Origin of the sequence: Paenibacillus sp. GCM10027627, assembly GCF_042675505.1 — a bacterium.
Taxonomy (GTDB): Bacteria; Bacillota; Bacilli; order Paenibacillales; family Paenibacillaceae; genus Pristimantibacillus.
Genome location: NZ_JBHTHB010000006.1, coordinates 152,923 through 169,940, shown reverse-complemented (window position 1 = coordinate 169,940; position 17,018 = coordinate 152,923). Strand labels below are relative to the sequence as shown.

The 17,018-nt window shown below is 50.4% G+C and carries 14 protein-coding genes; 8 read left to right on the top strand and 6 right to left on the bottom strand.

Annotated features, from left to right (window positions below; genetic code table 11):
* Nucleotides 1–116: 116 nt before the first annotated feature.
* Nucleotides 117–3,272: a hybrid sensor histidine kinase/response regulator gene (locus ACFQZE_RS20280; RefSeq protein WP_379360436.1), complete on the bottom strand. Its 3,156-nt coding sequence runs from the start codon at nt 3,270–3,272 to the stop codon at nt 117–119.
* Nucleotides 3,269–4,171, bottom strand: coding sequence for a LysR family transcriptional regulator (locus ACFQZE_RS20275; RefSeq protein WP_379360434.1), 903 nt, complete (start codon nt 4,169–4,171; stop codon nt 3,269–3,271). Before ACFQZE_RS20275 ends, ACFQZE_RS20280 begins: the two co-directional genes overlap by 4 nt.
* Before the next feature lie 121 nt (nt 4,172–4,292).
* On the opposite strand from ACFQZE_RS20275, the gene ACFQZE_RS20270 reads away from it, so the two are divergent.
* Genes ACFQZE_RS20270 through ACFQZE_RS20260 form a run of 3 tightly spaced genes read left to right on the top strand, consistent with a single transcriptional unit; the run spans nt 4,293 to nt 6,935 of the window.
* Nucleotides 4,293–5,096, top strand: a complete 804-nt coding sequence (locus ACFQZE_RS20270; protein WP_379360432.1) for an ABC transporter permease — start codon at nt 4,293–4,295, stop codon at nt 5,094–5,096.
* Nucleotides 5,097–5,098: 2 nt separating this feature from the next.
* Nucleotides 5,099–5,902 (top strand): ABC transporter permease, encoded by an 804-nt coding sequence (locus ACFQZE_RS20265; protein WP_379360430.1) that lies wholly within the window; start codon nt 5,099–5,101, stop codon nt 5,900–5,902.
* Between the two features lie 13 nt (nt 5,903–5,915).
* Nucleotides 5,916–6,935 (top strand): ABC transporter ATP-binding protein, encoded by a 1,020-nt coding sequence (locus ACFQZE_RS20260; protein WP_379360428.1) that lies wholly within the window; start codon nt 5,916–5,918, stop codon nt 6,933–6,935.
* On the opposite strand, the gene ACFQZE_RS20255 is transcribed toward ACFQZE_RS20260, so the two are convergent.
* Nucleotides 6,932–7,843, bottom strand: coding sequence for a phosphotransferase family protein (locus ACFQZE_RS20255; protein WP_379360426.1), 912 nt, complete (start codon nt 7,841–7,843; stop codon nt 6,932–6,934). The genes ACFQZE_RS20260 and ACFQZE_RS20255 overlap by 4 nt on opposite strands.
* Before the next feature lie 111 nt (nt 7,844–7,954).
* Between ACFQZE_RS20255 and pepT the strand changes: the two genes are divergently transcribed.
* A complete protein-coding gene (gene pepT / locus ACFQZE_RS20250) occupies nt 7,955–9,187 on the top strand; it encodes a peptidase T (RefSeq protein WP_379360771.1) in 1,233 nt (410 codons plus the stop codon).
* A 105-nt stretch (nt 9,188–9,292) separates the two neighbouring features.
* Here pepT and ACFQZE_RS20245 read toward each other — a convergent pair whose 3' ends face one another.
* The 3 genes from ACFQZE_RS20245 to ACFQZE_RS20235 all read right to left on the bottom strand — a co-directional run bounded on the left by ACFQZE_RS20245 (nt 9,293) and on the right by ACFQZE_RS20235 (nt 12,247).
* Complete coding sequence (locus ACFQZE_RS20245) at nt 9,293–9,733, bottom strand: hypothetical protein (RefSeq protein WP_379360424.1); 441 nt, start codon at nt 9,731–9,733, stop codon at nt 9,293–9,295.
* Between the two features lie 233 nt (nt 9,734–9,966).
* Nucleotides 9,967–10,659 (bottom strand): response regulator, encoded by a 693-nt coding sequence (locus ACFQZE_RS20240; protein WP_379360422.1) that lies wholly within the window; start codon nt 10,657–10,659, stop codon nt 9,967–9,969.
* Entirely contained in the window at nt 10,637–12,247 is a 1,611-nt protein-coding gene (locus tag ACFQZE_RS20235) for an ATP-binding protein (RefSeq protein ID WP_379360420.1), read from the bottom strand. Before ACFQZE_RS20235 ends, ACFQZE_RS20240 begins: the two co-directional genes overlap by 23 nt.
* Nucleotides 12,248–12,490: 243 nt before the next feature.
* On the opposite strand from ACFQZE_RS20235, the gene ACFQZE_RS20230 reads away from it, so the two are divergent.
* The 4 genes from ACFQZE_RS20230 to ACFQZE_RS20215 all read left to right on the top strand — a co-directional run bounded on the left by ACFQZE_RS20230 (nt 12,491) and on the right by ACFQZE_RS20215 (nt 16,996).
* Nucleotides 12,491–13,498 (top strand): Bug family tripartite tricarboxylate transporter substrate binding protein, encoded by a 1,008-nt coding sequence (locus ACFQZE_RS20230; protein WP_379360418.1) that lies wholly within the window; start codon nt 12,491–12,493, stop codon nt 13,496–13,498.
* A 63-nt stretch (nt 13,499–13,561) separates the two neighbouring features.
* On the top strand, nt 13,562–14,017 hold the full coding sequence (locus tag ACFQZE_RS20225) for a tripartite tricarboxylate transporter TctB family protein (protein ID WP_379360416.1): 456 nt from the start codon (nt 13,562–13,564) through the stop codon (nt 14,015–14,017).
* An 18-nt stretch (nt 14,018–14,035) separates the two neighbouring features.
* Nucleotides 14,036–15,562, top strand: coding sequence for a tripartite tricarboxylate transporter permease (locus ACFQZE_RS20220; RefSeq protein ID WP_379360414.1), 1,527 nt, complete (start codon nt 14,036–14,038; stop codon nt 15,560–15,562).
* 12 nt (nt 15,563–15,574) lie between these two features.
* On the top strand, nt 15,575–16,996 hold the full coding sequence (locus ACFQZE_RS20215) for an NAD-dependent malic enzyme (protein WP_379360412.1): 1,422 nt from the start codon (nt 15,575–15,577) through the stop codon (nt 16,994–16,996).
* Nucleotides 16,997–17,018: the final 22 nt, after the last annotated feature.

The following is a 17,018-nucleotide window of genomic DNA, read 5'->3' as shown; positions in this document are numbered from 1 at the left end:
ATCAAAACATATAATCGTAATATGCGGGGAAAGCCCCAAAATGACTACCCTATCATATAACAAAAGTACGCCCGTCACAATGGATTCGAGAGATGATTGCTCTCCCAACGGAGGGATTATTTCACAACCTTAAACGAGACGGTCGTTCCAACCTTCGGCGTGCTTTCTATGCAGAGGCCGGAGCCGTTATGGAGCTTCAGCCGATAATGCGTATTGGCCAGCCCTATGCCGCGGCGCTTGCCTTCTTCGGCACGTCCTCTTGCCAGCAGCCCGCCAAGCTCAGCCTCGCTTATTCCTGCGCCATCGTCGCTAACCGAAACTTCCGCCTCTTGCGGTCCGTCCACAGTTCGAATGCGGATCGTCCCGCCGCTTGAACGGCTCAAAATGCCATGTTTAAGCGCGTTTTCAACCAACGGTTGAATGGTCAGCGGAGGCAGCAGCAAAGCCAAGTTTTCGTCGGCTTCCCAAACGACGTTGATTCGATCGCCGAACCGCTCTTTTTCAATATAGAGATAGGCCTGCACCAGCTCCAGCTCTTTTTTCAAAGGGACGAGCCCTTCCGCATTATGGTTATTAAAGCTTGCCCGCAAGTATTGGCTAAAAGCGGTCAGCAGCTGCTTCATCCGCCCTTGATCGATTTCGCTAAGCGCGGCGACCGAACTAAGCGTATTGAACAGAAAATGCGGCTCAATTTGCGCTTGCAGCCATGCAGCCTCCATCTTCGCTTGCTCCTTGGCCGCTTTCGTCATCTCGGTTAAAGCCTCGACCCTTGCTCTCAGCTCGTCCGCATCCACCGGTTTTTGAATATAATCGCTTGCGCCAGAGCGGAATCCAGCCGCAATATCCTCTGACCGACCGCGTGCCGTCAGAAGCAGAACAGGCAGCTCCGAGCGGGAAAATCTTTCGCGTACAGCCTCGGTCAATTCATAGCCGGATATTCCCGGCATCATCACATCCGCGATCACCAGATCCCATTTTCCCGTTTCCAATAAAGGCAAAGCCTCGTTGCCGCTCGTTGTCGTTGTAATGTCGTAGCGCTCCTCGCTTAGAACGCTGCTGAGCACCTTCAAATTGACGGGGTCGTCGTCGACGGCCAGCACCCTCGGCCTCCCATGATCATGCACCAGGCTTTGAGCATCCTCGCTTTTGACCTTGCCCGCGCCTTTCTGTCTGGCATCGTCGCTCTCCTCTTGCCCGACAATGGCGCGAGCTCCGAAAGTCCCATCCCCTTCAGCGTTAGTCCACTCCGCTGCCGCGGTCGATAAAATAACGCCGGAGTTCTGAGGACCGGCTTGAACGACCGAAGTCTGTGCCGCTGCCGCCCCCAAATAGAGAGGCAAAGCAAAGGCAAAGCGGGAGCCCTCGCCTAGCTTGGACTTCACCGTCAGCTCCCCTCCGTGCAGATGCACCAGCTCCCGGCTAATCGCAAGGCCAAGCCCAAGGCCAGTCACGGCCCCTTCTCCTTGCTGATACGGCTGAAAAATACGGGCTGCCGTCGCTTCGTCCATCCCTGCTCCCGTATCCCGGATAACGATGTGGACGCTGCCGTTTTTCGCTTCGGCGTGAACGACGATTTCTCCCCGCTCCGTAAATTTAATCGCGTTGTGAACCAAGTTGTACAACACTTGAACGATCCGATTTTCATCCGCCTTTACAAGAGGAAGCGAGCTGGGCACCTCATTAATAAGGACAACCGGCTTGCCTTCCGTCATATAACGGAGCATATCGAGCACTCCCCCCGCAACGGCTTGCAGATGCAACGGTCCCTTTTGCAAACGTACGCCGTTTTCCTTGAATCTCGTAAGCTCCGTCAAATCCTCCAGCATATAGGACATTCGCTTGCCGACTGAAACGAGCAGCCGCAGCCGGGTTTCAGTCTCCTCCGTACCGTACCGCCCGTCCTGCAAAACGGACTCCGCCATATTCAGCATGCCGTGCAGAGGATTTCTCAGCTCATGAGAGGTGCTGGCCAGAAAGTCGTCCTTCTGCTTATCCACCGCTTGCAGCCGCTCCGCCAGCTTTGCCGTTTGGTTCGCCGTCCGGAAATAGCTCTTGAACCAATACAGAGCAAGCATCATAAAGGCGAATACCGTGTCCCATGGGTAAAAACCGCTGCCGAAAAGGCCTGTATTTTTGATAATGCCCCATACGAGATTATTAGACACCGCAGCGGCTCCGAGCAAAATAAAGATCAAATCCTCTTCGCCTTTAAAAATCGCCTTGACGGTTAACGTCGGAATCACAATATACGGGATCAAAATAAGCGCTGTATGCACCAAGTCTCCGTAGCTGAGCAGCCGGGCGGGCATCAGCAGCACGAACAGGGCATACAGCCCGCAAGCTGCGGCGAACCAGCCGCTAAAGCGCATGATGCTGAAGCGTTGCAGAAGATGCTTCGCATAATACAGGATGGATACGGCCGCCCCTAGGAACGACAAGTAATAAAGCTTCATGTTCCACTCGTAGCCAATGGAAGTCCAGCTCATCAGCAAACGATCGTCGTCAATCAGGATCGTCATTGTAGCGCTTAAAATAAGCAAGGAAAAATAAATAAGCGCCCTCTGCCGCACTCCGATAAAATAAAGCGCAGCGGCGTACAAAATATGCATGAACAGCAGAATGCATACAGCCATCTGGGTCCCTTCGGAAAATTGCTGCGATTTGCGAATCGCTTCTTCGGTGCCGAAGAGGATCGGCTGCATAATGCCGCTCATGATCCGGTCGTCAAAATTGGCAACATGAATAACGATGTCCAGCATTCCGGTTTCGTTATTCGCCTTAAAATTAGCCGTAAACGGAACGCTTCCAGGCTTGTACTCCTCTGCGCTGGAAGCGGGTACCCCCGACCCGCCAACCCTCTGCCCATTTACATATAATGCAGCCGATGCCGGGATAGCCGGAATTCTCATGCTGAACAGGGACGCTTCGTCGGGGTTTACAAAAAGGAGCAGACGGTACGTTGCATAGCCGAACGCACCATCCTCATCCTTACCTAGCTCCTCCTTCCAATCAGAGGGCAACTCGACGATCGTCCCTTCGTTCGGGCTTTCTTTCCCGCGTTCAGGAACGAATAAATTCGAAGGATAGAATCCCCACTGCCCGTTCAAAATCATTTCGGGCTCTTTGTTCCAATCCCACTGACGGAGATCCAAAACGGCTCCAGAGACAGAGGTTTCGGGAGGAGACGTCTGGAATTGAAACCATAGAAATCTTATCGAAATTAAGGCTGCAAGGAAGATGGCCAGTATGGCCGCTAGTTTCATTTTGCTCATCGGATTATTTCCTTCTCGTCGGTGTTGTTCATCAAGTCGAGGAAACGTTGAGCCGCCGCCGACATGGCAAACGATTTCATCCGCACAATGCCTAAATCTACCTTCGGAATCGGTTCTTCCACTTTTACTTTGTATAGACTTCCCGCCGCCAGTTCCTTCGCTACAAACTCACCAATAACATAGGAAATGCCCAGGTTTGCCTGTGCAAATCCGACCAGCAGCTGCAAGCTGCCGATCTCTAGACTCGGTGCCAACGCAATGCCGTGGGAAGCCAAAAACCGGTCCATTGCCTTTCGGGAAGTCATATGGGCCGGGAATACGATAAGCGGATATTGTGCCAGCTCCTTCAAAGACACGGCTTCTTCGGCTAGATGCTTGTACTTCTCCCCCGTTACAAAACAATCCTGAATCGACAAAAGTTTTGTTTCCTCAAACGCTTCATCTCGAACGGGCAATCTGACGACGCAAAAATCGATTTTCCCTTCTCTTAGCAGCTTTAGGCATCCATGCGTCGAATGATGTTCAATTTTAATTTTTATATCGGGATACAATCGGTGAAAAGCTTTCATATGCGGCAGCAAAATATGCTCGATGACGGAAATGCTCGCCGCGATTCGGACCTCGCCGCCATTCAAGCTGGCCACCTCGTCCATCTTGCTCTCTGCCGACATAATTAGTTCGTAGGCTTGCTCAATATAGGTAAAAAGCGTTTGACCCTCATTCGTCAGCGAAACGCCGCGCGTCGACCGATGGAACAACGTCGTTTGAAGCGACTCCTCCAGCTGTTTGACGGCGAGGCTTGCGCTTGGCTGCGTTATATGCAACCGCTGAGCCGCTTTGGAAATGCTCCCTTCTTGTGCGGCAAAGAAAAAGACGCGGTACAGCTCTAAGTTGATCATCGATATATTCTCCTCTTATAGCAGCTATACGAATTAACAATTATTACTATACCATACAGCTAGCCTATGATAGACAAAGAAGTTTTTGTGAGACTAGTGAAAGGGAGGGACGCTTAGAAACATGTTGCAACTATCCATTATGACTATGTTTATGATGAAGTCATTTCGGCAGCATTTTGTATACCGGTCCAATACGGTCATTTTGGCGCTCGGCTCTTTTTTGCAGCTTTTTGTGCTAATAAGCGTGTGGAGGGGTCTATTTGCCGGGCAAGAGAGCATTCGAGGCGTGACCTACGACGACATGATCTTATTTGTGCTAGTCAATATGCTGGTCGGGACGCTGACGCATTCCCGCATCGCGGCTACGATTGGAGACAAGGTGATGACAGGCTCGATCAGCACCGATCTGATCCGCCCCGTTAGCTTCAAAACGTACATTTTGGCCGATCAATGGGGGGAAAATCTGTTCCGTCTACTGTTCAGCGCCATACCGGCCTGCGTCGTTTATTTTGCTTTTATGAGCGTGCCAAGCGTGGCCGCCGATCCTTTGCGTATTTTGCTCTTTTTCATTAGCGCGGCCGGGGGCATCGCCATTATCTATCACATCCACTACTTGCTTGGACTGACCAGCTTCTGGACAGGAAACGCCTATTACGTCGAATGGTTTATGAGAGCTTTTTTCGAGCTGTTTGCTGGCACATTTGTTCCCCTATGGTTTTATCCGCAGTGGCTTTTAAGCATTGGACACTATTTGCCGTTTCGCCTCGTCACCTTTGAACCGATAGCGATTTTGGCCGGAAGAACGGATATTCGGGGTGCGGTCGGCATTTTGCTGCTTCAAGGTTTGTGGATTGCGATTTTGCTGCTAATCGAAAACCGAGTGTGGAAAATGGCGCAAAACAAAGTATTTATTCAGGGAGGTTAGTCATGGATCGCCTGTCTCTCTACTGGACGTTTATCCGCATCAACATTAAAGCCAAAACGGAATACCGGGCCGCCTTCCTGATGACCTTTTTTTCCAGAGGCGTCCTGTGGAGCACGGAGTTCGCTTTAATTTGGGTGCTGCTTCACCAGTTTCAATCCATTGCAGGGTGGGGCCAATACGAGGTCATGTTTCTCTACGCCCTCAATCTGACCTCTTATTCGCTCGCCGCCTTTTTCTGCTTTCACCCCTTTACAAAGCTGCCTGCGAAAATTCAATCCGGAGAGTTTGACGAGCTGCTGACCAAGCCGCTGAACCCACTTCTTTATTTAATGAGCAGAGAGTTCACCGCCTCTTATTTTTCCAATGTCGCCTTTGGGCTGCTGTTTATAGCCATCTGCATTCATAATCTGGGGCTTGCGCTCGGTTTCTCCGATCTCCTTTTCCTGCTGCTGACGCTCATCGGGGGAACGCTCATCCAAGCGGCTGCATTTATGTACACAGCGATTCCATCGTTTTGGATGGTACGGAATACGAGCTTGGCCAACCTGTTTTTGAACGATTTCAAAAGCTTTATCCGCTATCCGATATCCATTTATCCGGCCTCAATCCAAATCTTTTTGACGCTGATCGTCCCGTATGCGTTTATTAATTTTTATCCGGCGCAATATTTTTTGGAGAAAGGGGATTTTCTTATGTTCCACCCCTCCTTCCAATACCTCGGCATTGCAGTAGGAGCCGTCTTGTTCGCAGGGGCATGCGCATTGTGGCATTGGGGTATCAAACATTATCACAGCACGGGATCATAAAGGAGGCCATTCCATGTCCATGATTCAAGTAAAGGACGTTTCGAAATGTTATAAAATTTACCGGAGCAACAACGGGTGGCTCGATTCCGTCAAATCGTTGTTCTCCCGCCCGTATGAGCTGAAAAGAGCAGTATCGCATTTAAGCTTTGAAGTCGGAAAGGGCGAGCTTGTCGGCTTTATCGGACCGAACGGCGCCGGGAAATCGACCACGGTCAAAATGCTGTCCGGCATTCTTACGCCTACTGAAGGCTCCATCCTTGTAGATGGACTGGAGCCCGGCCGCAACCGTAAAGAAACCGCCATGCGTATTGGCGTCGTATTCGGGCAGCGCTCTCAGCTCTACTGGGACTTGCCGATGGAGGATACGTTTCAGCTTTACCAAAGAATGTACCGGATTGAGCCGCAGGTTTTCCGCAGAAATGTCGACTTTTTTGTAGAGCTGCTTCAGATGCAAGGTTTTTTCCGAACCCCGGTCCGGCAGCTCAGCCTTGGCCAGAAGATGCGAGCTAATTTGGCGACCGCCATGCTTCACGATCCTAGCCTTTTGTATCTCGACGAGCCTACGATTGGTCTCGATGTTGTCGCCAAAGCCAGTATTCGAAAGTTTCTGCGCGAACTGAATGCGGAAAAACAAACGACCGTTATTTTAACCACGCATGATATGGACGATATAGAAGAGGTTTGCGGCAGACTGATGATGATCGACGGGGGCAGCATTATTTTTGACGGGAAATTGTCGCAGTTTAAAGAGCAATACAGTGGGGGCACGGTGCTGGAGGTGGATTATGTTGAGGAGCTCCCAGGCCGGACCGGGGCGGAATGGGCGGCGGCTGTGGAGGGCGGCGGACTGAAAATAGCGGCGATCAGCGGCAGAACGGTCTCCTACTTATTTCAAAGGGCGGACATTCCCGTAAGCGATGCCATCCATCTGGCAACGAGAGATCGGGCCATTCTCGATCTTCGCCTCAAAGAGCCAGAGCTGGAGAAAACGATCGGCATGATCTACGAAAGAAAGGGACTAAGGGCACATTAGCCCAAAGCCCTCTCAACGAACCGGCGGTGCAAACCACGCATCCTTGCTTCGATTTCGGGTGCCAATCCCCAGTTCGAAAGCTGGGATGCCGGACGGAGCGCGGCGCATAGATCCCAATAAGGAAGCTGATCAAGACTGACCGATGGCATCTGCCGAGCATATTCCTGTGTAAAAGCGTCCATCGCTTCTTCCCCGTATGCCCACAGCACCTCAAGCCGTGCGTTTCCAACATCGGAAACGGGGTCGCCAACAGCCGCGTCCTCCCAGTCCAATATCGCGGATAGCTCCCCGTTTTCCCAAAGCAAGTTGCCCGGCCAATAATCGCCATGAAGCAGCCCCACGGAATTGGGTGACAAAAGCAGCCAATCGGACGTTCCGAGCGCCTGCCGTATAAGGTCTTCATTTAGAGATTCATCGATCTTTTCGGGCGGACCGGCAAGCTTATTCGCTATTTCCGTCCCCTTGCTAGGCAAAAAGTTTATCTCTTCATTCGGATACGGAATCCGATGAACCGCTGCCAATCCAGCCGCCATTCTTTTAGCGAAGTTTAGGGAATCGGAAGGCGACAGCTCCACGCGTCCTTCTGAAAAAGCCGTTACTAAATACGGCTGAGGAAAGAGATGGCCGGTCTCATCCAAAAGCACAGGTGCGGGGACAGGAAGGCCGTGTTCATGCAGCATACGAAGCAACTGGAATTCATGCCGCGCAATATGCGGATTGCGGAGCCGGTCCGCCTCGCCGTGAAGGCGCGCAACCACTCTCTCCATTGTGCCGTTCTCTTCCAACAGCTCCAGTGCCGTTACTTGCGCAGATATTCCGCCCGTTAAATTCCAGAAGCGATGGAGCTTCAGCTTATCGTTTATTTTTTTCGCAACCTGCCCCCATTGCTGCCATTCCCTTGTATTCATCAGTACTCCCCTTAACTTTGCTCAACCCGATGTAACTCGGGATTTCTGTTCCCGCGCATTTTGTATTATACTTTTCATGAAGAACATAATAGGAGCTGACTATCCATGTCAATGAAAGAAGAGCTAATATCCCGGTTATTTACATACGTAAAAGTAGATACCCAATCCGATGAAAGCAACGAGAACTGCCCTTCGACACCGGGCCAGCTCACGCTTGGCCGCATGCTGGCGGAAGAGCTGAAAGAGATTGGAATGAGCGATATTACGGTGGACGAAAACGGTTACGTTATGGCTACGTTGCCCCCCAATACCGATAAAAACGTAAAAACGATCGGCTTTATGGCCCATCTCGATACCGCTACCGATATGACTGGCGCAAACGTCAATCCGCAAATCGTCGAAAACTACGACGGCGGGGATATTGTGCTGAACGCAGAACAGAACATCCTTCTGTCACCGTCCGAATTTCATGAGCTGCCTGGCTACAAAGGCCATACGCTCATTACGACGGACGGCACAACGCTGCTTGGAGCCGACGACAAAGCGGGCATGACGGAAATTATGACGGCCATGGCTTATTTAATCGCTCATCCGGAAATTAAGCATGGTCCAATCCGTGTAGCCTTTACTCCCGATGAGGAAATCGGCCGCGGCGCTCACCGCTTCAATGTGGAAGCGTTCGGAGCGGCTTACGCTTATACGATGGACGGAGGCCCGCTCGGCGAGCTTCAATATGAAAGCTTTAATGCTTCCAGCGCCAATATTGTCATCCACGGGAAAAATGTTCACCCCGGCACAGCCAAAGGGAAAATGGTGAATGCCCTGAAGATCGCTATGGAGCTAAACGCGATGCTTCCAGCAGGCGAAGCGCCGGAGCATACGGAAGGCTACGAAGGCTTCTTCCACTTGAATTCGATGGAAGGCGACGTGGAGAAAGCGGAAATGCACTACTTGATCCGCGATCATAGCCGCGAATTGTTTAACGGTCGCAAAGAGCTGATGTCGGGCATCGTGGCGCAGCTTGAGGCCAAATACGGCAAAGGCCGCGTCGTGCTTGAGCTCAAAGACCGCTATTTCAACATGGGAGAGAAAATCGAGCCTGTAAAAGAAGTGGTCGACATCGCTTATGAGGCTATGGTGAACCTCGGCATTAAGCCGATTGTAGAGCCGATTCGCGGCGGTACGGACGGATCGCAGCTTTCCTTTATGGGATTGCCTACTCCGAACATTTTCACCGGCGGCATGAATTATCACGGACGCTACGAATATGTATCCGTCGATCATATGGAACTCGCAGTCAAAACGATTGTGGAAATCGTTCGTCTGTATGAGGAGAAAGCTTAGCTGTACGTTTAAATGCAAAATCCCAACTAACGGCAAATGCGCAAAAAACCGTGATCCCGGCTTTCCTAGCCGGCTGCATCGCGGTTTTTTTATCGCCAATTTAGTCTATTTAAACAGATCGCGGATGGCGGTTAAGTCAAGCTCGCTTCTCACTTTATATTGTTTTAGCCGGTCTCCCTTTAAATTGCCATTATAGATTTGGATGTACTTGTCGCCAAATACCTCCATTCCGTATTGTGCATCTGCACCCACAAATAAAGTCAAACTGTACTTTTCATCGATTTTGCTAAGATCATCCCATCTTACATCTTTTATTAACTCCAGTCCTGCCAATGACTCCATGACTCGAGCTATTTTCTGAGGGTCCTCTATGTCCAAATCTTTTAAATCTTCTACCCTTAACGCCGATATGTGGCTTATTTCTTTTTTCTCCAGCTCGGCTCCAACCACCTCATGAAAAGAGGTAAACAAACTTGCAATGTATACGGCCAGAAGAGCGATGGCCACGACTGCCGCAATGCTGATTTTTAAGTTAGGTTTCTTCAAAACAACATCCTCCTCTGTTTGCCTTCTCGGAGCAGCTCTTTTATCCATCCTAAAAACCACTAATTCATAAGACGCTGATTTGCTCCTCCAGTTGCGCCAAAAACCACTATTTCTCACAAACTAGAAAAACACCCTCAACAAAAACAGCAAAGCCGCAGACCACGAACCGGTCTACGGCTTGCTTTTAATTATAAAACGAAAAATAGCTGATCATTTCTGCCGTCAAGCGCAGACTACAAGCCCGCCCTGCGGTACACCCGTTCCGGGCGGCCTACGGTGCCGTATGAAATATCGGCGACCAGAAGCCCTTTTTCCACGAAATATTCGAGATATCTCCGTGCCGTCGTGCGGCTGAACCCGCCTTTTTTGCCCAGCTCGTCCGCCGTCCATACGTCGTTTGAGCTCTCGATATACGCAAGCACTTTTTCGCTCGTGATTTTATCGATTCCTTTCGGAAAATAAGCCTCGCGATCCCCGCGATCCCCTGCGCCCCACAGCAATTGATCGATCCCCTGCTGATCGACCTGCCTGTTCGCTTCGCCAAGCATCTTCATCTGCTCGTGATATTTCTGATAAGTTTTCAGCTTGTCCTGAAATCTATCAAAAACGACCGGCTTGATCATGAAATCGTAGACGCCGCCCCTGATCGCCTCCCGCACAGTATCAAACTCCTTCGCAGCCGTAATAATCATCACGTCCGTACGGGGGTAGTCCCGTTGAATTTGCCTAAGCATGTCAATGCCCGACATATCCGGGAAATAGAGATCAAGCAAAACCAAGTCCGGCACCAGAATATCGAGCTGCTCCAGAGCCTGCGCCTTGTCAGTCGCAATGCCAACTACCTCAAAACCTTCCATTTTCTCTACGAATCTTTGGTTAATGTTTGCAATTCTAACATCATCCTCAATGATGACGACTCGAATCATGGTAGTCCCCCCTAGCCTTTGGAATGGCGACCGTGAAGACGGCCCCCCCATGCGAAGCGTTCCGCACCGACATTTTGCCTCTCAGCTGCTGAACGGCCCCGCTCACAATCGACAGTCCAAAACCTCTATTGCTTCCTTTTTTCGTGGAGTAGCCAATGTCGAACAGACGCCCTCTGGCTTCTTCAGATATACCGTTGCCGCTGTCGGACACTTCGATAATCAGCTCCTCTCCCTTGTCGAGAAACAGCGTTCTTACCCATTTGTCCCCATGCTCTACAGCCAGCGCCGCATCCATCGCATTATCAATTAAATTGCCGATGACGGTGACGAGCTGATTTCTGCTTATATGATCCGGAATATCCTTAAACGAGCTGCCCGCATCGATATCGAGACGCACCTTTAGCTCGTTGGCTCGATTGAACTTGCCAATCAAAATCCCGCCGATAATCGGATCGGGAATTTCGGACATTAAGAAGTGAATCAAATTTTGATGGATATTCGTCTCATGCGTGATCAAGTCCATTGCCTCTTGGTAGGACTCGAGCTGAATAAGACCATAAATCGTATACAACTTATTCGAGTATTCATGCGTCTGAGCGCGCAAAGCCTCTGTATACCGCTTAACCTGAGTAAGCTCCTCCGTCAGGCGAAGCAACTCCGACTTGTTCCGGAAGCTCGATACCGCGCCGACTACGCGATGCTGGCGATCGTAAATCGGCAGCCGGTTGACGACGACGAGGCTTTCGCTGATGACCATCTCCTGATCGGTTTCGGCTTCCCCAGACTGAATAACGTCAAGCAATCTGGAGTCCGGGATCACATCCCGGATATGCTGGCCTGTAATCGGCAGCTTTTCCGTCGGGTCAATCAGTATAGATGCCGTATGGTTGGCAAGAGTTACTATACCTTCCCGGTTAACGGCGATAATTCCTTCATGTATCGTTTCTAATATAGCCCGCTTCTCTTGGTACAGCAAGCCAATTTCCTTCGGTTCGAGCCCGTGGATCGATTTTTTTAGGCTGGAGGAAATCCAAATCGCGCCGATGCAGCCAACGATTAAAGCAAGCGTCGCAAAAAAGATCATCCGGTTTCGGTACGCCTGCGCCGATGCCTCGATATCTTCAATAAGGATGCCGACCGACACAATGCCGATGACTTCGTTATTATCGTTGTAAATCGGCGTTTTCCCCCTTAAAGAAGGGCCCATGGAACCAATCGCCTTCGAAATGATGGACATGCCGTTCAATACCGGCCCGTTGTCTCCTCCCACCATTTCCTTGCCGATCCGATCGGGCATGGGATGCGCATACCGGATGCCGTCCCGATTGCCGATCACTATATATTCCGCATCTGTTTCTAGCCGAATCTTTTCAACTATGGGCTGTATGACAACGGTTGGATTCTCATCGTCGAAAGCGTCGCGGATGACGTCCATTAAAGCGACCGTCTTCGCCAGCTTGAGTGCGGAAGCCCCTATATTTTTTTCTAACGTGTTTACAAGAAGCCGTTCAAAGCTGAAGGTCAGAGCAAGGATGATCAAGAAGAGCAATCCGCCTATCAACAAGATTAACCTCGTTTGTAACCGCATACAATCACCTCCAGGCAAAAATAGCTTCTTCCGATTTCCTAATTGTATTCTACATACTTCCCGGAACAAAGCAAATCGACAACAATTGTGTGTAATTTTTATGAACAAAATTGCGTAAATGCATCTTTTTCAACTTATAACGCAATTGTATTCAAGCGGCGATTGTCAATGATAGTATAAAGGCACCCACTCAGAAAGCGCTTACAGAAAAGCGCGATGGGATATAAAAGGAGGTACTTACCTATGTTGAAACGGAAAGGCCTGACAACCATAGCGGCGGCACTCGTACTAGCGGTAAGTTTGACAGCATGCAGCAGCGGCAGCGGATCGGGCGGAGATTACCCGAACAAGCCATTCGTCGTAACAGCACCATCAGGTGCAGGCGGCGGTTGGGACAAAACAGCAAGATCCCTGACAAAAGTGCTTGGCGAAACGAAACTAATCGAGCAAACGATGACGGTAGAAAACAAACCGGGCGGCGGCGGCACAGTGTTCTTGGCTGAGTACGTGGCAAAGGACAGCAAAGATCCGTACAAGCTGTTCGTAAGCTCCCCTCCGATTCTAATCAACAACTTGAAAAAAGAAGGCAACAGCCCGTATGGCTATAAAGATGTAACTCCACTTGCGCAAATGACGAAAGACTTCGGGGCAATCGCAGTTGCAGCGGATTCTCCATACCAAGACATTAAATCGTTGCTTGACGCAATCAAAGCTGACCCTAGCAAAATCACTTTGGCTGGCGGATCGGCTCCTGGTTCCATGGACCACTTGATTACCGTTCTTCCTGCATTTAAATACGGCATCGACCCTAAAGTCGTGAAGTACATGTCCTATGACGGCGGCGGCGAGGCAATCGCAGCATTGCTTGGCAAAAACGCTGACGCTATCGGCACTGACGTTTCTTCCCTTGGCAGCTACCTGAAAGCGGGCAACATCAAAATTTTGGCTGTGACTTCCTCTGAGCGTCTTGGCGGCGACTTTGCTGACATCCCAACGCTGAAAGAGCTCGGCATTGATACGGAATTCACGATCTGGCGCGGTGTATTCGGACCGAAAGAAATGACAAAAGAACAAGTCGCTTTCTGGGACGAGAAACTGAAAGCTCTAAATGAAAACGACACTTGGAAAGCAGAGCTGACGGCGAATGCTTGGGAAAGCGAATACAGAAATTCCGCTGACTTCGCTAAGTTCCTTGAAGAGCAAGAAAAAAGCGTTCAAGAGCTTCTGACAGCGCTCGGCATGCAAAAATAACAGAATTAGCTCGGGGGAGGGAGCCATTCTCTCCCCTTTTGATTCTAGAAGGAGGCGTCACCTATGAACAAAACATTTGACCGCTACGCCAGTATTTTCTTCCTTCTGCTTGGCATCGGTTTTATGTGGCAAAGCACAACCATTACCGCATCGGCGTATGGAAGCAAGGTTGGTCCGAACATTTTCCCGTTTGGCCTTGGGCTTGTGCTTGTACTGCTCAGCATTCGTCTTTTCTATGAGGCTTTAAAGGCAAAGCCTAGAGAAGGCGAGAAGGAAAAACTGGATTACAAACGGTTTTTTATTATTTTCGGAGCGGCTTTCATCTATGCGTTTTTCCTTGAGGAAATCGGCTATCTGGTCGGAACGTTCCTATTCCTGCTCGTAAGCTTTCAAACCATCGAAAAAGGGAAATGGATTCAGTCCCTTCTTGTTTCCTCTCTTTTCTCAGGAGGCGTTTACTTCATTTTCGTCGTTTTGCTGGAAGGCTCCATGCCGGGCTTGCCGTTCTTTCTACAATGAGCATGGGAGGTATAAATAATGAGCACCATAGACTATCTAATTGACGGCTTTGCCACCGCCTTGCAATGGCATAACCTGCTGTTCGCGCTCGTTGGAGTTATTATCGGAACTTCCGTAGGCGTGTTGCCGGGCATTGGCCCTATGAGCGGCGTAGCGCTTCTCATTCCTGTAACCGCTTCACTCACGGGCGGCCTGCCGCCGGAAGCGGCAGCAACAAGCTCCATTATCTTGCTTGCAGGCGTTTATTACGGAGCGATGTACGGTGGCTCCACCACTTCAATATTGCTCAATACACCGGGTGAATCGTCATCTGTCGTGACGACGCTCGACGGCTATCAAATGGCGAAACAAGGAAGAGCCGGCGCAGCATTGTCCATCGCCGCAATCGGTTCCTTCGCGGCAGGCTTGTTTGCCCTTGTCGCCCTTATCGCTCTAGCGAAACCGCTATCTACAGTTGCCATCAGATTCGGACCAGCCGATTATTTCTCTTTGATGCTGCTTGGCCTTTGCGCCGTCAGCGGACTTGCTGGCAAGTCGGTTACAAAAGCGCTTATTATGACCGTATTCGGTTTACTACTGGCTACAATCGGTATGGATACAGTATCCGGCGTGGCGCGGTTTACGTTTGACGTTCCGATCCTTTACTCCGGTCTGGAGTTCTTGACAATCGCCGTAGGTTTGTTTGCACTTGGAGAAGTATTCAAAACGATTCTTGAAAAAGATTATGGAAGCGGCGCTATATCCAAAATCGGCCGTATCCTGCCAACTAAAAAAGACTTGAAGGACAGCGCAGCTCCAATTGCACGGGGTTCCGTGCTTGGCTTCTTCATCGGTATTTTGCCGGGTGCAGGCGCAACGTTGGCTTCCTTCTTCAGCTACATTTTTGAGAAAAAACTGAGCAAAAATCCGGAAACGTTCGGCAAAGGCAATATTGCAGGCGTTGCCGCTCCAGAATCGGCCAACAACGCAGCTTCCGGCGGCGCAATGATTCCGTTGCTGACGCTTGGTATTCCAGGCTCCGGCACAACCGCTATTTTGATGGGCGCACTTATCATGTATAACATTCAGCCGGGTCCATTGCTGTTCGAAGAGCATCCGGACGTAGCTTGGGGTTTGATCGCAAGTATGCTGATCGGCAACCTGCTCCTGCTCGTGCTGAACATGCCGCTTGTAAAAGTGTTCGCTAAAGTTATCCAAACTCCAGCGAAATATTTGATTCCGATCATTGTTGCGATCTCGATCTTCGGCGTTTACGCTGTACAAGCGCAAATTTTCGACCTTATGCTTCTACTGGGCTGCGGCGTTGTAGGCTTCCTGCTAGCGCGTAACGACTTCCCGCTTGCACCGCTCGTGCTGGGTCTTGTTCTTGGACCAATGATTGAAAACAACATGCGCAGAGCGCTAACGACTTCCAACGGCGACTTCATGATTTTCTTGCAAAAGCCGATGTCTCTTGTCTTCTTGATTATTGCGGTGCTGTGGATTACAGTTCCGATTCTCTTGAAAAAGAGAGGCAAAGAAGTTGTTGTAAACGAAGAAGGCTAATAGGAGGCAGCTATGAATTCTACTAAACGCGGCGGCAAAAGCATTATTGCCCGAATCGAAATGAATACAAACGAAGCCAACTTCGGTCAAGTCGCTTCCGCGATATTCGAAGCTGGCGGAGACATTATAGCCATCGACGTCATTCAGACGAGCAAACATTCCACCGTCCGGGACATTACGATTACGGTCATCGACTCGGTTGACATCGATATTATTACCGAAAGAATCAGAAGCATGCAGGGCGTTCGTCTCGTCAACCTGTCCGATCGGACGTTCCTGCTCCACCTCGGCGGCAAAATCGAGACGAAGCTGAAGGCTCCGATCCAGAACCGCGACGACTTGTCCCGCGTCTATACGCCGGATGTCGCCCGCGTTTGCATGGCTATCCACGAGGAGCCGCGCAAAGCGTTTACGCTCACGGTGAAGCGCAATACAGTAGCGGTTATCTCCGATGGAAGCGCCGTACTTGGCCTCGGCAATATCGGGCCTTACGCGGCAATGCCGGTAATGGAAGGCAAGTCTATGCTCTTTAAGCAGCTCGCGGACGTAGACTCCTTCCCGATCTGTCTCGACACGCAAGACACCGAAAGCATTATCGCCACGATCAAAGCGATTGCGCCAGCTTTCGGTGGCATCAATCTGGAGGATATCTCTTCTCCGCGCTGCTTTGAAATCGAGCAGCGGCTGCGCGATGAGCTTGATATTCCCGTCTTTCACGACGATCAGCATGGCACAGCGGTTGTTCTGTATGCCGCACTGATCAACGCTCTAAAAGTGGTCGAAAAGTCCATTAACGACGTAAAAGTGGTCGTATGCGGCATCGGTGCCGCAGGCGTTGCATGCAGTAAAATTTTGTTGTCGGCGGGAGTCACCAATTTGATCGGAGTTGACCGCCACGGCATTTTGACGGCCGATCAAACCTATGACAACCCAATTTGGAACTGGTATGCACAAAATTCCAACCCTGACCGTCTTCAAGGTTCGCTGAAAGACGCCGTCAAAGACGCAGACATCTTCATCGGTCTATCCTCTGGCGGCTTGCTGAAGCGCGATGACGTTCTCACAATGGCGAAAGATCCTATTGTATTTGCGATGGCGAATCCGAATCCGGAAATTTTGCCTGATGAGATTGAAGACATTGCCGGCGTTGTCGCTACGGGCCGTTCGGATTACCCGAACCAAATCAACAATGTATTGTGCTTCCCTGGCATCTTCCGCGGCGCTCTCGACTGTAGAGCTACCGTCATTAATGAAGAGATGAAACTGGCGGCCGCAGAAGCGATCGCTTCGGTCATCACCGATGAAGAGCGGGGCCGCCATTACATTATCCCTAGCGTCTTCAATCAGCAAGTCGTCAAAGGCATTCGCGATCTCGTTATTCGTGCGGCTATCCAAACAGGAGTAGCCAGAAGAATTCCGCGGGAATACCGCTAACGATTCATCAATTCGTTGTTTT

Bases quoted from the DNA above. Each gene is read 5' to 3' on its own strand.
- ACFQZE_RS20280 (WP_379360436.1), bottom strand. From the start codon at position 3,272: ATGAGCAAAATGAAACTAGCGGCCATACTGGCCATCTTCCTTGCAGCC.
- ACFQZE_RS20275 (WP_379360434.1), bottom strand. From the start codon at position 4,171: ATGATCAACTTAGAGCTGTACCGCGTCTTTTTCTTTGCCGCACAAGAA.
- ACFQZE_RS20270 (WP_379360432.1), top strand. From the start codon at position 4,293: ATGTTGCAACTATCCATTATGACTATGTTTATGATGAAGTCATTTCGG.
- ACFQZE_RS20265 (WP_379360430.1), top strand. From the start codon at position 5,099: ATGGATCGCCTGTCTCTCTACTGGACGTTTATCCGCATCAACATTAAA.
- ACFQZE_RS20260 (WP_379360428.1), top strand. From the start codon at position 5,916: ATGTCCATGATTCAAGTAAAGGACGTTTCGAAATGTTATAAAATTTAC.
- ACFQZE_RS20255 (WP_379360426.1), bottom strand. From the start codon at position 7,843: ATGAATACAAGGGAATGGCAGCAATGGGGGCAGGTTGCGAAAAAAATA.
- pepT (WP_379360771.1), top strand. From the start codon at position 7,955: ATGAAAGAAGAGCTAATATCCCGGTTATTTACATACGTAAAAGTAGAT.
- ACFQZE_RS20240 (WP_379360422.1), bottom strand. From the start codon at position 10,659: ATGATTCGAGTCGTCATCATTGAGGATGATGTTAGAATTGCAAACATT.
- ACFQZE_RS20235 (WP_379360420.1), bottom strand. From the start codon at position 12,247: ATGCGGTTACAAACGAGGTTAATCTTGTTGATAGGCGGATTGCTCTTC.
- ACFQZE_RS20230 (WP_379360418.1), top strand. From the start codon at position 12,491: ATGTTGAAACGGAAAGGCCTGACAACCATAGCGGCGGCACTCGTACTA.
- ACFQZE_RS20225 (WP_379360416.1), top strand. From the start codon at position 13,562: ATGAACAAAACATTTGACCGCTACGCCAGTATTTTCTTCCTTCTGCTT.
- ACFQZE_RS20220 (WP_379360414.1), top strand. From the start codon at position 14,036: ATGAGCACCATAGACTATCTAATTGACGGCTTTGCCACCGCCTTGCAA.
- ACFQZE_RS20215 (WP_379360412.1), top strand. From the start codon at position 15,575: ATGAATTCTACTAAACGCGGCGGCAAAAGCATTATTGCCCGAATCGAA.